Origin of the sequence: Dyadobacter diqingensis, from assembly GCF_024220585.1 — a bacterium.
In the GTDB taxonomy this organism is placed as follows: domain Bacteria; phylum Bacteroidota; class Bacteroidia; order Cytophagales; family Spirosomataceae; genus Dyadobacter; species Dyadobacter diqingensis.
Map to the genome: position 1 here is coordinate 130,189 of NZ_JAMXKF010000005.1, position 15,893 is coordinate 146,081.

Genomic DNA, 15,893 nt, shown 5'->3' on the forward strand with positions numbered 1-15,893 from the left:
CATCAATGCCGATCCGAAATTTCGAACCGGCATTGATAATCAGTACTTGAATGTAGTTTTTATCTGGCCACCAAAATCTTTTCTGTTTGTATCGCGCCACCTGTTTTTACAATTTGTACGAGGTAAATGCCAGCCGGCAAATGATTAACGGCTATGCCTTGCGGCGTCATCTCAGTTTGGTTTATTACTATTTTACCAGCGGTATTGAGTATACGAACGGATGCCACCTGGGCTGGCATATTGGCCTTTATAAAAATCCTGTCAACGGCCGGGTTAGGATATACTTCCATTTTTACCAATTCTTTAAATTCCAGATTCCCGACTTTCCCGTATACGATACTGCCATCAGAATGCACCATTTTTACCCGGTAAAAATTCTGGCCTTCATCGGGTTTGAGATCCATCATGGAATGAACTCCCGCACTTTCTGTTGCCTGTGAAGCTGACAGTTCCCCGATTGTTGCCCACTCATGCGAATCGGTACTTTTCTGTACCTGATAATAATCCAGTCCTTTCTCCGAAGTTACTTCCCAGCTGATTCTGGCCTGACTTTCAACTTTGTCGGCTGCAAAGGAGGATAGTTTTATGGGGACGTCAACTTGTGTAAATATGGTCGTGGAAAATATGTGTACGGAACCTGCACCTGCCAATTGATTCTGTTCAGCGGTATCGAACTGATCAAATGGTGCACCTGCAATGGCGCTTAGCCCGCTGATAGCCACGGCCTGCCCGAACTGATCTCCGGCATGCCGGTTATAGGCTGTGATTTTTTTCTCCTGTCCCCAGTTATCCTGTCCGCCAATGTTTTTGTGGAACAAATAAGCAGAACCAGATCCGTTGCGAGTGTCTGAAAGAGCTGCGTTTTCATCTTCAAGATAGGCACCTACGATGGCGTAATCCGCGTTGATGGACACCGATGCGCCAAACAAGTCTTCCTTGGAGCGGTCTGCTGCGGTCAGCTTTTTGATTTGTCCCCAGCTCTCGTTACCTCCCTGATCTTTCTTGAATATGTAGGCGGAGCCTGCATACTGTTTGTAGTCGGTATCCAGACTGTTTTCCGATTCAGCATAGGCGCCTACGATTGCGTAATCGCCGCTGATGGATACGGAACGACCGAAACCGTCATTGTAGGTTGGAACAGAAGCATATACCTTTTTGGCCAGAACCCAGTTGTTACGATATTTGTCATCTTTTTTAAAGACATAAGCAGCGCCGGAATTGATGATGAAAGAGCCGGCAGCATTATGGTAGTCGTTTTGTGCGCCGACAATAATATGATTCCCGCTGACGGCAACCGAATTTCCGAAATAGGCATTGTCAAATCTTGCTTCGGCGATTAACTCCTTGGTCTGGTTCCAGTTTTGGGTGTTTGCATCTTTGGCAAATACATATGCGGAACCGTAGTTTTGGTCGCCAATGGACATATCGGTGTTGGGCGCACCGACCACGGCGATACCTGCACTCATGGATACTGACGTCCCAAAAAGATCATTAGCCTGTCGATTTGACGCGGAGAGTTTATCAACCTGGCCCCAGTTTCCTGATTCGCCTGCGTCTATAAAGAAAACATATGCGGCTCCGGCATCTTTGAGGGCCCTGTTTCCTTCGGTATTAAAGTCATGACCAGGTGCTCCAACGATGACATAAGAGCCGTCAATCGCCACAGAAGTTCCGAAATGATCGCCAGCGCCACGTAATTCCGGTGTCAGTTTTTTGACCTGTACCCATTTGCCGTTGTTGTTAAACAGGATGTAAGCTGCTCCGGCATCCGGCAAGGTATTTCTTCCATACCGGTCCTGGTCCTCATTTGGAGAACCCACCACCGCATAATTTCCATTGATAGCGACCGAATAACCGTAATTGTCGTCAGGAGTAAGGTCTTCTGCAATGCTCTTTTTAACAAAACCCCAGTTGTTGTTGCCACCCTTGTCGCGTTGGAAGAAATAGGCGGCGCCAGCCTGGCTCACTGGATTAGATTCTGACTCGTCATTGTCATGTCGCTCCGCACCGATCAACATATCCTGACCGGAAATTGCAACATTTGCACCAAATATGTCTCTGTCTTGTGGAATTGACGCTGTAATTTTCTTGATTTGTCCCCAGTTGCCAGCCCCGCCTTCATCTCGCTTAAACATATATGCTGCTCCGGAGCCCCGCATAGGATTTTGCCCTGTGGTACTATCTCCCAGCGCTCCAACAATAACGTATTCACCGCTAATAGCCAGGGACATTCCAAAATAGTCGCCTGTTTGGTGTGTAGGAGTGGCCAAAGTTTTGGTCAGTCCCCATTTATTTGAACCACCCTGATTTTTTTCGAACATATATGCAGCCTCAATGGTCGTACTAAGCCCATATCCCCGATCATGGCCAATAACCAGATAATTCCCACTGATGGCTACACACCCACCAAATCCATAAGAGGTTGGCAGGTTAGGGGACACAACTGTGCTTATCAGTCCCCAGTTATCAGTTCCTCCCTGAAATTTGTTGTAAACCAAAACAGAACCGGCATCCTCTCTTACGACGTTGTTCGCAAGTTTTATGTTTTCAAACGGACAGCCGACTACGATATTATCGCCACTAATGCCGACTGACATACCGTATTCGACAAATTCTCTACGTTCTACCATGGTAAGCTTTTTTACCTGGCCCCAGTTTTCTGTGCCGCCAGCGTTGTTTTTGAAAACATACGCCGCTCCGGCGAGGTATTTTTGGCCAGGCCCGTTAAGATCCTCTGTTTCACTTGGACTTCCAACCACAAGGTAGTCGCCGCTAATGGCAACAGAATAACCAAACAGGCCCATTTTAGTTGGTGTAGATGGAATAAGTTTCTTGATTTGTCCCCAATTATCCTCTCCGCCACGGTCTCTTTTGAACACGTAGGCGGCTCCTACATCATGCATACTTAGGAGTGCAGTGGGGTCAGAATCTTCAAACGCCGCGCCCACTACCACATAGTCTCCGTTGATGGCAACGGAGTAGCCGAAACCGGTGTGCTCCTTTCGTACGGCAGGGCAAATCTTTTTTAACTGCTTCCACTTACCATCGGTACGATGTAGAATATAGGCAGCGCCCGCCGATTTGAGCGTATTATCTCCTTCCATATCTTCCTGCTCTTCCCAGGCACCAACAACAGCATAGTCACCGGAGATTGCCACCGAAGCGCCGTAACCGTCATCTTTTGATCTGACACCGGTTGCTTTGTCATTCCGGTCTGACGCGTTGGCCTTAATAATCTGGTCCCAGTTTTGTGAGAAAGCGGTGGAGTAACAGCCGGCGAAGGCAATAAAAATAAGTATTGCCCGGAAGGCAATGTGTAAATTGTTTTTCATGGCAATGTGCTAAAAAGTTGAAAAATTAAGTGATTGAAGTTTTGGTATTGCTAACCGTCTGCCGTTTCGGAAGCGTGTTGCAGAAGGCGATACAAACCTAGGCAGGATCAAAAACAACCACTATTTTTTGAGGTATACAAAAGGTTAATACACCAGTGTTAGGAGGTGTACAAATGGTGTACAAGGTTTGATAAACCTTAAAATTTCAACTTACGGGCACTTTTAAAGGGGAAAAGACGATAATAATTGAGGGGGAAGAGCAACCTGCGTACAGGAAATTTGTCTGGGTTTGGCTCAATAAACACTCGTTTGACAGGATTGCTTTATGCTTATCGAATTCGTCTGTTAAAGAACTGTTAGACTAAAAGCTATTCTAAAACGGTATCAACCTTAGTTCTTCTTTACTGCGTTTATTTTGGCGATCAGTTCCTTTGCATCATTATCATCCTGATTTGTCTGGTTGGCTAATGTCAAAGCCTCTTTCGCCGAAGTAAGTGCCAGATCTTTTTTGCCAACCTTGTATTGGAGTTCCGCGTACAAACAAAGGTTTTCGTAACTTCTGTTTTTATGGATCACTTTTTCCATCAAGTTGGCACCTATTGTTAACACAGCGGTGTCCTTCGCGAAATGTCTTAAATAGATTGCTGTTTCATGTAAAGTCTTCCAGTCTGCTTCGTTTTTGACATTGCTGCCGTAATTCCAGGTCGCTGTTGCATACTGTTTCCAGTCTCTCTTTCCTCCGTAAAAATGGATTTCGGCCAATGCCAGAACCCGGGTTGTGTCCTTAAAATCAGATCGTACCATTTGTTTTAATTCCTCAAATAATGCTGGGTTGTTTTCTCTTCCGGCGAGGCTGGCCGTTTGAGTAATGATTCTGTTGGCCTTATGATCAATTTCGGACTGACTGAAAAGAGGAGAGAATTTTTGCTGGTTTTTGAGAAAATACTGCGTTGAAGGTGCTCCATAGCTTAAATACCTTGTAAAGATAAATTGAAGATTTTTTTCGGATTCCAGATCTGCGGCAGGCTGCGTATTCAAATATTCACTAACAACTTTATCTTCATTGCTGTCAGCACTATGATAATTGCGCAGCGCATTGCTGTAATTGTAAAGTAATTCAGGCGACTTTTCCCCGCTGTCGTACCTGTTTTTCAATGAAAAAAACGCGGTTTTAGGGTCAAAGGCATTTTTACCGTCGACGATAAACATGTTCTCCGATTTGGCACCGCCGCTTTGATGAACCCGATTGCCCGAAGCGTCAAGATATACGTAAGTGGGAAATTCTAAAATGCCATATTCTTTGGAAAGGGCTTCTCCGCCCGCGCCGTCTTCTATATTGATTTTATAATTTATAAAATGGGTATTGTAAAATTCTACCACCGCTTTTTTAGGAAACACCTCTTTCTCCATTTGTCTGCAAAAATGGCAGGAAGGCGTGTAGGCGTAAAGGAAAATAAACCTACCTTCCCGACCGGCCTGCGCCACGGCATCTTTCCATGAAGTTTCCATGAAATTAATACGGTGCTGTTCCTGAACCTGAGAAAATGAGCTTTGCGCTAGTAGCAATAACAGGCTGATGATCCGGATTCTGTGCATAGGGAAAGGGTGATAAACGACGGAAAGTTTAAAGCAGACACAACATAGTGAGTAAATTGCCAAATTTGGCAAGTATTGTACAATTTTTTATTGAACGTTGTTTTGCCTGTGTATCTTTTGGAATTACTCATGTAACCGCTGACCTAATTTATTTCGCGGAAGGACTTTGGCCAAAGAACTGTTTGTAAGCAACAGAAAAGTGAGAATAATCTTTGAAACCGACTTCAATGTAAACATCTGTCGCTTTCCAGTTTTTTTCTTTGATCAGATATCGGGCATCTTCCAGCCTTCTTTTTATCAGCCATTTATTTGGTGTGGTTTTGAAAATTTGTGCAAAATCACGTTTGAAAGCAGACAGACTGCGTCCTGTGAGATAGGCAAATTCCCCAAGACTGCCATTGTAGTTATAGTGGGATGCCATGAAAGCTTCCAGGTCTATTTTACCGGGTTCGCTGAAATCGAACAGGATTTCTTTTAACCCGGGATTTGCTGCTATAAAGATCATAACCGCCTCTTTGATCTTAACTTTCACCAGATCTGTATGTAATTGTGTGCCATTTTCAAGATAAGGCAGGAGAGAGTCCATATAGTTGCGAAACAATGTGTTTGGTTTTAACAAAAATACATTGTCAAAAGCACGAGGACTTAATTTCTCAGGCTGATATTGATCCTTCATTTCAAACAGCGTATCCTGATCAATGCAAATGGATATGGATCGGTATGCTCCCGCGGCGGGTGGCTGCTTAACAAATTTGCTCAACCGATTTTTGACCGCAAAACGAAAATCACCGGCATTATAAATTTGTGATTTGCCTCCAAAATATGTTTCAGATGTACCGGAAATAATATAGTCGATCACGTGTTGTCTGATAAAGATCTCGCCTTCGATCATGCGCTTCGAAGTTGCAGAGTAAACAATCTGCGGAACGTTTGGACTGGTTGTATTTGACATCTGGAAATTGAAAAAAGCAGCACCGGCTTTGTAGGCAAAATAGTGCTGCTTGTAAAATTACATAAAGGCTTTCGGCCAACTGTTTTACTTCAAAAAATGCTGGGTAGTTTCCTGTCGGTATATTTCGGGGCCTACCAGCAAACGGCGGTTGTACAGGTTGTTGGCGTCGTTGCCGGCCACATAATGCACCTGATCTTTCCCATCTGTTGCGGCTTGATACACTACCTTGGCAATATCCTCAGGTGTTGAGCCTCCCTCCATCATTTCAGGACTGGTCACAACGCCAAGATAATGCTCCATAGCCTCTTTGTAGGGCTCTCCCGTAGTGACCACCATGTTCGTCCCAAATTCGCTTTTGATATAACCGGGTGCCACTGTTTTTATACCCACGCCAAAAGGTGCCAGCTCATAACTCATTCCTTCACTCCAACCTTCCAGCCCAAATTTCACCGCATGGTATAAGCTCGCAAATGGAAAGGTGAGCAACGCGGCCATTGAGGTAATGTTGATGAACAGGCCGCTTTTATTTTCTCTGAAATGAGGAATAAATGCCTGTGTCACCCTGATCGCCCCAAGAAGATTTGTATTGACCTGTGTGAGCAGTTGTTGCTCCGTAACGTTTTCCAAAGGACCAATAAAACCATAGGCCGCATTGTTTAATACTACGCCTACATTGCCCAGCGCGAGCGCTTTTGTAACGGCGGTTTTAATTTGATCCGTTTCGTTGATATCCAGTGGCAGAACAGTCACATGTTCCATTCCTTCGAAATCTTTTCCTTTTTCAACGTTACGCATCGTGGCGATAACCTTCCAGCCGTTGCTGTGAAATAAACTAACCGCCGCTTTTCCCAGGCCACTCGAAGTGCCTGTAATAAAAATTGTCTTCATGATTTTCGTTTTGTTATGAAGGCAAAATTACCAGCTCGCAGCCCGCCTGAGATTGTGCTAAGGGCCAGGTTTGATTGTTGTAAAGTTCAGTTGGAAATGGTTTGCATTTGGTTTTATAAAATATTTCATGAAAATTACTAGAATATTAGTATAAATATCCCTAGACTTGTTTTATGTATTCAATCAGAAAGGGATCAACACTACTCACTTAAATGTAAGCTTATTGCGCATGTCTAACTTTTTAGGGAACGATTCCGAACCATTACCGGACGGAATTGTTTGGTTACACTTTAAGCAGGGAGATCAGCGGGCTTTCAAAGTCCTGTATCAGCGTTATTTCAAAATTCTTTGCCGTTATGGCTGCCGGCTTACGTTGGACAGGCAGTTGCTTGAAGATGCCGTTCATGATATTTTCATAGACTTATGGAGGCGCCGGGAGCATCTTGCCGAAGTTGAAAACATCAAGTTCTATCTGTTTCGCGCCCTCAGGAATCGGTTGGTCAGGAATGGACGAAACAACATTTTTGAAAATTCGGAGGATATCGACGGGTTTCTGGATTATCTGGTTTCTCTATCCAGTGAGCAGCAATCCATCGATTCGGAAAGTTTGCAGGCCCGGGTGAAACGGGTTCAAGATGCGGTCGAAAACTTATCGGACAGGCAGAAAGAGGTGATCAATCTGCGGTTTTATCACGGTATGAGTCTCGATGATATTTCACAACTGATGGGCCTTTCCAAACAATCTGTGAGCAATCTACTTTTCAAGTCGTACGCGGTCCTGCGCCTGAGACTCAAAGAGCTTTCGTTTTTGACGATGCTGTTATCAATGGCCTAACGACTTGTATTGGTGTTAGATACAAAATCTGACAGAAATAATACAAGAAAACAGGTTAGTTTTTCAAACATTTTGTACCTGTAAAACAGGGCACAACATAATACCTCCCTTAGAATGAACGATGAGCGTTTGAATCCTGAAAATCTTTTAAATAATGATTCATTCATTAACTGGGTGTTGCGCAAGGAAGATTCCTTTGTGTGGAATGAATTTTTACGGGCCAATCCTGACAAGCAAGCACTGATTGAAAGGGCGCGTCAGGTCGTGCTGGAACTGCATGAAGCTGAAAAGAACTTGCCGGCGGCACTTGATGAAGACCAGGTATGGTCACGAATTGAGTCGTCCATGAAAGATGAGGAAACTTCGTCAATGCGCACCGGTAAATCGCGTGCAGGTTTTTATTGGTTAAAAAAAGCAGGAAGCCTGGTGGCTGCGATTGGTGTGATTTTGGGTGCCTGGAACTATTATTATGGCCAGAAACGGATAACGTACAAAGAACTGATCACCCACGCGGAAGTTGAAAATAAGCTCCTTGAAAAGGTAAATACCGGAGAAACACCAATGCAGATCAGTCTGGGTGACGGCAGTGTGGTGACGCTTGGCAAGAACAGCAAATTAAGTTATCCTCCGAATTTTCAAAAGCAGAAAAGGGAGGTATATCTCAGCGGCGAAGCATTTTTTAATGTTGCCCGCGATGCTTCAAAACCATTTTATGTTTATGCCAACGAGACGGTTACGAAGGTTTTGGGAACAAGTTTTGAAATCAAGGCTTTTGAAAATAGTAAATCTGTAACGGTTGATGTGCGGACGGGGCGTGTTTCAGTTTACAAGCAAAGCGGGATACAGAGCATGGATCCTGAGGTGACTGGCCTGGTGCTGCTTCCTAATCAAAAAGTAACTTTTGACAGAGACGAACAAAGTCTGAAAAAGAATCTGGTGGATACGCCGCTGCCCATTGCCAATCTTCCGGCAGAATACAAAAAGAAATTTGAGGACGTTCAGGCAACGGATGTTTTAAAGGAAATGGAAAAGATCTATGGCGTCAGGATCATTTACGATCATGAACTTCTTTCAAAATGTATTGTCTCAACCTCCCTGCGCAGTGAATCGCTTTACGACAATCTCGATGTGCTTTGTAAAACGATCGGTGGAACCTATAAAGAAATTGACGCACAGATTGTTATCGAATCGAAGGGGTGCGCAGGAGAATAATTGCGACATGTTTTTTTTCTTGTTTTTAAAATAAGTTATAAAAAAACAAAAAATAATTTAAAAAGTAAGGTTAGTTTTTTTTGGAAGATGTACCTGTATATAAGAGGCGTCTTTCTGTCACTGCCAGCATTTGGCCGACGGGATCAATATGCCCGGTTTCAAATTAGCCAGCGATAAGGGTAACATAGATTTAATAAGTCGTTAACATTTGTTTGGGCATACCACTTCAAAAGAAGCCGGTGTGCCAAGGGAAAATTTTTGCATAAAGTTAATCATCAGGGCTTTCACCTAACTTAAAAAAACATGGAAAATACTACTGTTACGTAAGGAAAACCGGCATGCCGTAATTGACTGGGTTTAGATTTCGAACCCGCCTGTTCATTCAAAAATGGAAAACAAAAAAGGTATGGCAATTTTTATAAATCGGTTTAAGGTTAGTAAAATAATATGCGTGTCAATCCATCAAATTCTAATCGCGGTACTTTTTACGGGTTTTTGCTCGGGTGTGCCGTTACTTTCCCAGGAGTTATTGAAGCAACGTATATCACTATCGGTTAGGAATGGAACCATTAAAACAATTCTCCGTGATATTGAAAAACGAGTCGATCTGTCGTTTTCATATCAGAAAAATGTGATTGCTTCCGAGGAGAAAATCACGATGGAAGTCAAGGATGAGTCTGTTGACGAGATTCTCAAAAGACTTCTGCTGCCAAGGAACATTATCTATCAGGTTGTGAAAAGCAACCAGATCATTCTTTCCAAATTACCCCCCGAATCCAAAGAGCCGACGGGTGCGATTCAAAGCGAATCGGTTATAAAAGTAATGGAAAAACAGGTTGCCGGTAAGATCACCGATGAAAAGGGAGAGGGCTTACCCGGTGTGAGTATCGTGCTGAAAGGCACGCAGAAAGGTACTACTTCCGAAGCGGATGGCACGTACCGCCTGGTTATTCCCGATGACGACGCGGTCTTGATTTTTTCTTTTGTGGGTTATTTATCGGAAGAAAAAAAAGCAGGGACGCAGTCCATATTAAACGTCGTACTTAAAGTCGATAATAAAGCACTTGACGAGGTTGTCGTGACGGCTTTTGGCCAAAAGCAAAGAAAGGAAGCGGTTGTTGGTGCTGTAACAACCATCAGACCGGGTGATCTGAAAATCCCTTCGAGCAATTTAACGACTGCGATCGCTGGCCGCTTATCCGGTGTGATTGGTTACCAGCGCAGCGGAGAGCCGGGCGTTGACAATGCCACTTTTTTTATCCGCGGTATCACGACTTTCGGATATAATAACTCCCCGTTGATTCTGGTTGATAACGTGGAGTTGACCGTAACAGACCTGGCGCGCCTGCAACCCGATGATATCGAGAGTTTTTCCATTCTGAAAGATGCCAGCGCAACGGCATTGTACGGAGCTAGGGGAGCCAATGGCGTGGTTTATGTTACGACGAAACAAGGCAAGGCCGGAAAAGCGAAAATCAATTTTCGACTGGAAAACTCGGTTTCCATGCCCACCCAAAATGTTGAGCTTGCCGATCCGATCACGTATATGAAACTCTACAATGAGGCGCAGCTGACACGTGATCCGCTTGCGGCTATCAAATATTCTCAAAATCAGATTGACAATACACTGAAAGGCAAAAATCCATATGTGTATCCGGCAACGGACTGGCGCAAAGCATTATTTAAAGAATATACGCAAAACCGAAGAGGGAATTTAAGCGTGTCCGGTGGGGGGGAGGTTGCCCAGTATTACGTGGCTGCTTCTTTCAGCAATGACAACGGGATGTTGAAAGTAGATAAAATGAATAACTTCAACAACAACGTCAAGCTTAATAACTATTCTGTTCGTTCGAACGTGAACATCAATCTGAGCCCGTCGACCCAGCTTATTGTAAGGCTTTACGGGAATTTTGATGACTACAACGGGCCGATCGACGGTGGTGCGGGGATTTATCAGAAAGCACTTAAAACAAGTCCGACTTCCTATCCTGCTTTTTATGCCCCCGATAAAGCGAATGAAGCAACCGACCACATTCTTTTCGGGAACTTTGACCTGGGCCAGTATCTGAATCCGTACGCAGATATGGTCAGGGGCTACAAACAATACTCCCGTTCCAAAATGCTTACGCAGCTGGAACTTACCCAGAAACTGGATTTTGTTACCAAGGGACTTAGTGCCCGCGGATTGGCTAACATCAACCGTTCTTCTTATTTCGATGTTACCAGGGCCTATAATCCGTATTTTTACAGTGTTTCCACTTATGACAAACCCTCTGATACGTACACACTCAACTGGCTCAATCAGCAAACCAGCAATGCGTTTTTCAGTGAACCGGCCACGGAATATCTGAACTACAAACCCGGCAGCAAAAACCTGGAAACTTTCCTTTATCTTCAGGGAACCTTCGACTATTCCCGGGTTTTTCAGCAGGTTCATTCTGTAAATGCCACCGTGGTAACCACTTTGCAGCAAAGCCTGAAAGACAATTCGGCGCCTAATGAAGTACAAACATTACAAATGTCGTTGCCCAGTCGTAACACAGGTGTTTCCGGAAGATTATCTTACTCCTATGATAACCGTTACTTTGCCGAGTTTAACTTCGGGTACAATGGATCGGAACGTTTTCATAAATCGAAGCAGTTTGGTTTCTTCCCCACGATTGGCGGTGCCTGGGTGATTTCCAATGAAAACTTCTGGAAACCGCTTGATCGCGTGGTGAACAAACTTAAAGTCAGAGGCTCGTACGGGCTTGTTGGGAATGATGCCATTGGGCGACCGGATCAGCGTTTTTTCTTTCTTTCAGAAGTTAACCTGAATAATGGTTCGCGTGGTACTTCATTTGGTTATAACTCAAATGTTACCCGGAACGGAGTTTCAATCAGCCGTTATGAGAACAAGGATATTACCTGGGAAACGTCACACCAGACCAATCTTGGACTGGAATTTTCGATCCTACAAAAGCTGAACGTTATTGCGGAGATTTACAAACAACGCCGCTCGAATATTCTCATGGAAAGGGCGTCAATCCCTACAACCATGGGGCTTTCGGTGATACCCTCTGCCAATGTTGGTGAAGCGAAATCGAAAGGATTTGACCTGGCTGTGGATTTTAACCAGAACTTCAAAGATGGCACCTGGATGATCGCCCGCGGAAATCTGACGATGGCCAGAACGATTTATTCGGTTTTCGAAGAACCGGATTATAGCGACAGGCACCTGTCAAGGGTTGGGCAGTCGATCAACCAGCCAAGAGGATTAATTGCGGAGCGACTTTTTATTGATGAAAACGATGTGAAAAATTCCCCACGGCAGAATTTTGGCATGTATGGTGCCGGCGATATCAAATACCGTGATATCAACGGAGACGGGCAGATCACCAATACCGACTTCGTACCGATCGGCCATCCGGAAACGCCGGAAATTACCTACGGTTTTGGAGTTTCAGCGGGACGCGGCCCATTTGATTTTTCAGTGTTTTTTCAGGGGCTGGGCAGAGAATCATTTTTTATTAATCCGGTTGCAACGGCACCTTTTATCAATTATCCCAAAGATAACAATGACAATAATTTGTACCCGAGTAATCTGATCGGTGAAAACGCACTTTTGAAAGCCTTTGCCGATAGTCACTGGTCGGAAGAAAATCGTGATATCTATGCGGTCTGGCCCAGAATGTCTACCACTGTCAATAACAACAATACGCAGCGAAGCACCTGGTTTATGCGTGACGGCTCATTTCTTCGTCTGAAAACACTTGAAGCGGGTTATACAGTAAAGGGTAAACTCCTTGAAAGTCTGAAAGTTACTAATTTTCGGGTTTATTTCAGCGGGACTAACTTGCTGACATTTAGCAAGTTTAAACTTTGGGACCCTGAGATGGGCGGAAATGGCCTGGGTTATCCGGTTCAGAAGGTTTTTAACATTGGTTTGAACATGAATTTCTAAGCTCGAAATATGAAAATATTTAACGTAAAACACGGCCTTTTGCTTTTCGTAATGCTGCTGGCCGGCGGCTGTCAGAAATACCTCGACATTGTTCCCGACAACGTCGCGACGATTGACAATGCCTTCAAAATGCGGGTTGACGCAGAAAAATATCTTTATACCTGTTACAATAATTTACCACAATTTGGCAATGAAGGACAAGATCCGGCATTTCTGACGGGCGATGAATTTGTGACCGTTTATCCGTCACTGGGTAACATCAACGCCAGTTTGTACCGGATTGCCCGGGGCGAGCAGAATATCGTGGCGCCGATAGCCAATTATTGGGACGGGAAGTTTTTTCAGGCCATCAGGGAGTGTAATATTTTTCTCGAAAACGTGGATAAGGTTCGGGATCTCAGCGATTTTGAAAAGAAAAGATGGGTTGCCGAGGTGAAATTCCTGAAAGCTTATTATCACTATTACCTGCTGCGCATGTACGGCCCGATTCCGATCATCAAAAAGAATCTTCCGATATCGGCTTCCATTGACGAGGTTAAAGTAAACCGGGAACATGTGGACTCTGTTTTTAATTACACCGTGAGCCTGATCGATGAAGCGGTCGTGGATCTGCCGACGGTTCTTCCCGTTGAGTTTGCTGAATTGGGCAGGATAACCAAGCCGATCGCCTTATCGATCAAAGCCGAAATATTAACAACAGCCGCCAGTCCGCTTTTCAACGGAAACCAGAATTACGCCAATCTGAAAAATAAGAATGGTGATGCCTTGTTCAGCACCACACAAAGTCCTGAGAAATGGCAGAAAGCTGCGCTGGCCTGTAAGGCTGCCATCGATGCCTGTATCGGGAACGGCCATAAGCTGTATGAATTTGTGCCGCGATCGGTTTCCACGAAAGTTTCGGATTCTACCCAGCGGCTGATGTCGATCCGCGCTGCGGTAACTGATAAGTGGAATGTGGAACTGATATGGGGAGCTTCCAACTCAATCGGTGGGGGAAGTCGTGGATTTCAGTCATTATCTCAGGCGCGGTTAAGCCCTTTTACGGGAACCATTCCCAACGAAAGTATCGGCTCCATGCTGGCACCTCCGATCCATATTGCTGAAATGTTTTACAGCAACAATGGCGTCCCAATTGAAGAGGATAGGAATTACAAATATGCCAGCCGGTTTACCGCATTACGGCAGGCCCTGGCCAGCGAGCGTTATTACATCAAACAAGGTTATACCACGGTTCAGCTCAATTACGACCGGGAACCAAGGTTTTATGCCGATCTGGGTTTTGATGGCAGCATCTGGTTTGGTCATGGCAAAAATGATGATAACAATACCTGGGTGCTGGAAGGAAAACTTGGGCAAACCGGTGGGCGACAGGGCGCTTCATTGTATTCTGTAACTGGTTACTGGCCCAAAAAACTGGCCAATTACAACAATGCCATCAATGATCCGGCGCAGGAATATACTGTGGAAGGTTATCCTTTTCCGATCATGAGGCTGGCAGATTTGTACCTGCTGTATGCCGAAGCGCTAAATGAGTCACAGGGGCCATCCGCCGAGGTTTATCAGTGGATTGACCGGGTCCGGCTGAGGGCGGGATTAAAAGGTGTGGTTGAATCGTGGACTAATTTTTCCAGCAAACCATCAAAATTTACATCGAAAGACGGCCTCAGGGAAATTATCCAGCGGGAGCGACTCATCGAACTGGTTTTTGAAGGCAAGCGGTTCTGGGACTTACGCAGATGGAAGGTGGCTGAAAATTACCTGCAACGTTCCGTTAACGGGTGGGATATTGCTCAGCGCGAGGCTGTAAATTATTACAGGGTACGCCCCATTTTTACCAGCAGTTTCAGCCTGAAAGATTATTTCTGGCCAATCTCGGAAAACTCGCTGATCGTCAATCCAAATCTTGTTCAAAATCCTGGCTGGTAAATTGCGCTATTTATGAAAAAGATACAGATAATATTGCTGCTGGCAGCCGCATTCACCTTTTGTTTTTCCTGCTCGGACACCGACCAGATCCGTAAACCACTGGGCAGCGATTCGGAAAAGCCGGGGATGATCATGAACGCATCGGTCGTGAATTTTCCCGGTGGTGCAACGATAACTTATTCGCTTCCAAAAGACGAGGACCTGGAATATGTGATGGCCACCTTTGCGGCGAATAAAAACAAGAAAGAGCTGAGCGAGGTCAAGGCTTCACATTATACCAATAAACTGACTGTGGAAGGTTTTTCTGACGCTGGTGATTATGATATCACCTTGTATTCAGTCGATAAGAGTTCCAATAAGTCGGAGCCGGTTACTGTCAAGATCTCTCCACAGGCGCCGCCGGTCAGAACGGTGTTTAATTCGGTTCAGCTGGGTGTTGATTTTGGTGGTCTGAATGTTGCTTTTACCAATCCTTCCGAGGCAAAACTTGCGATCGTGGTCATCACCAAAGACAACAACGGAGATTTTATTCCGGTAGAAACCTTGTACACGCAGGTGAAAAACGGCTCGTTTGCAGCACGTGGGTTCGATACGTTAAGCCGTAAATTTGGCGTATACGTCCGCGACAGATGGAATAATTATTCGGATACAATTTTCAAAGAAGTTTCGCCGCTTTATGAGCAGCAGCTCGACAAGACAAAGTTCCGGGAGTATAAGTTGCCAACGGATGAAGAAAGTGGTTATGGCTGGCAGTTACAGTATTTATGGGATACGAAAGTGACGGAGCCGGGTTTCCATACCATTCCGCTTTCCACCCGGGAAATGCCTATTCATTTTACTTTTGACCTTGGCGTTGTTGCCAAACTGAGTCGGTTTAAATTATGGCAACGACAGGGCGACTGGTTTTACAAACATGGTAATCCGAGAAAATGGACGATGTGGGGAAGTGAGAAGGCCCCCAATACCAAAGGTAACTATGAGGGATGGACCAAACTGATGGATTGCGAATCGATAAAACCGTCGGGAAGTCCTTATGGGGTTAATACAGGTGATGATATCGCGTATATGTCGGCCGGGGAGGAGTTTGTATTTCCGCTTTCTGCACCCCGGGTTCGTTACATCCGCATGCAAATACACCAGAACTGGTCGGATACCAAGTTTGTCCATTTTACGGAGCTGGCCTTTTGGGGTGATACTAAATAACTTAAC

9 protein-coding genes are annotated in these 15,893 nt (G+C 44.8%); 5 read left to right on the forward strand and 4 right to left on the reverse strand.

What is annotated here, in order from left to right; translation table 11 throughout:
- Nucleotides 1-59: 59 nt before the first annotated feature.
- The 4 genes from M1L62_RS15950 to M1L62_RS15965 form a co-directional block, all read right to left on the reverse strand.
- On the reverse strand, nucleotides 60-3,332 hold the full coding sequence (locus M1L62_RS15950) for a T9SS type A sorting domain-containing protein (RefSeq protein WP_254560599.1): 3,273 nt from the start codon (nucleotides 3,330-3,332) through the stop codon (nucleotides 60-62).
- A gap of 390 nt (nucleotides 3,333-3,722) precedes the next feature.
- On the reverse strand, nucleotides 3,723-4,928 hold the full coding sequence (locus tag M1L62_RS15955) for a thioredoxin family protein (protein WP_254560600.1): 1,206 nt from the start codon (nucleotides 4,926-4,928) through the stop codon (nucleotides 3,723-3,725).
- A gap of 148 nt (nucleotides 4,929-5,076) precedes the next feature.
- Nucleotides 5,077-5,880, reverse strand: a complete 804-nt coding sequence (locus M1L62_RS15960) for a helix-turn-helix domain-containing protein (RefSeq protein ID WP_254560601.1) — start codon at nucleotides 5,878-5,880, stop codon at nucleotides 5,077-5,079.
- An 84-nt stretch (nucleotides 5,881-5,964) separates the two neighbouring features.
- Complete coding sequence (locus tag M1L62_RS15965; RefSeq protein WP_254560602.1) at nucleotides 5,965-6,768, reverse strand: SDR family oxidoreductase; 804 nt, start codon at nucleotides 6,766-6,768, stop codon at nucleotides 5,965-5,967.
- Between the two features lie 229 nt (nucleotides 6,769-6,997).
- Between M1L62_RS15965 and M1L62_RS15970 the strand changes: the two genes are divergently transcribed.
- The 5 genes from M1L62_RS15970 to M1L62_RS15990 all read left to right on the forward strand — a co-directional run bounded on the left by M1L62_RS15970 (nucleotide 6,998) and on the right by M1L62_RS15990 (nucleotide 15,887).
- Nucleotides 6,998-7,603, forward strand: a complete 606-nt coding sequence (locus M1L62_RS15970) for an RNA polymerase sigma factor (protein ID WP_254560603.1) — start codon at nucleotides 6,998-7,000, stop codon at nucleotides 7,601-7,603.
- Nucleotides 7,604-7,717: 114 nt separating this feature from the next.
- A complete protein-coding gene (locus tag M1L62_RS15975) occupies nucleotides 7,718-8,815 on the forward strand; it encodes a FecR family protein (protein ID WP_254560604.1) in 1,098 nt (365 codons plus the stop codon).
- Nucleotides 8,816-9,266: 451 nt separating this feature from the next.
- Nucleotides 9,267-12,758 (forward strand): SusC/RagA family TonB-linked outer membrane protein, encoded by a 3,492-nt coding sequence (locus M1L62_RS15980; protein WP_254560605.1) that lies wholly within the window; start codon nucleotides 9,267-9,269, stop codon nucleotides 12,756-12,758.
- Between the two features lie 9 nt (nucleotides 12,759-12,767).
- The gene (locus tag M1L62_RS15985; RefSeq protein WP_254560606.1) at nucleotides 12,768-14,684 is read left to right on the forward strand and encodes a RagB/SusD family nutrient uptake outer membrane protein; all 1,917 of its coding nucleotides are present in this window, start codon (nucleotides 12,768-12,770) and stop codon (nucleotides 14,682-14,684) included.
- Between the two features lie 12 nt (nucleotides 14,685-14,696).
- Nucleotides 14,697-15,887 carry a DUF5000 domain-containing lipoprotein gene (locus tag M1L62_RS15990; RefSeq protein WP_254560607.1) on the forward strand — a complete coding sequence of 397 codons (1,191 nt, stop codon included), beginning with the start codon at nucleotides 14,697-14,699 and terminating at the stop codon, nucleotides 15,885-15,887.
- Nucleotides 15,888-15,893 lie beyond the last annotated feature (6 nt).

Excerpts from the sequence above, each read along its gene's own strand:
- M1L62_RS15975 (WP_254560604.1), top strand. The coding sequence starts at position 7,718 with ATGAACGATGAGCGTTTGAATCCTGAAAATCTTTTAAATAATGATTCA.
- M1L62_RS15990 (WP_254560607.1), top strand. The coding sequence starts at position 14,697 with ATGAAAAAGATACAGATAATATTGCTGCTGGCAGCCGCATTCACCTTT.
- M1L62_RS15965 (WP_254560602.1), bottom strand. The coding sequence starts at position 6,768 with ATGAAGACAATTTTTATTACAGGCACTTCGAGTGGCCTGGGAAAAGCG.
- M1L62_RS15970 (WP_254560603.1), top strand. The coding sequence starts at position 6,998 with ATGTCTAACTTTTTAGGGAACGATTCCGAACCATTACCGGACGGAATT.
- M1L62_RS15985 (WP_254560606.1), top strand. The coding sequence starts at position 12,768 with ATGAAAATATTTAACGTAAAACACGGCCTTTTGCTTTTCGTAATGCTG.
- M1L62_RS15950 (WP_254560599.1), bottom strand. The coding sequence starts at position 3,332 with ATGAAAAACAATTTACACATTGCCTTCCGGGCAATACTTATTTTTATT.
- M1L62_RS15960 (WP_254560601.1), bottom strand. The coding sequence starts at position 5,880 with ATGTCAAATACAACCAGTCCAAACGTTCCGCAGATTGTTTACTCTGCA.
- M1L62_RS15955 (WP_254560600.1), bottom strand. The coding sequence starts at position 4,928 with ATGCACAGAATCCGGATCATCAGCCTGTTATTGCTACTAGCGCAAAGC.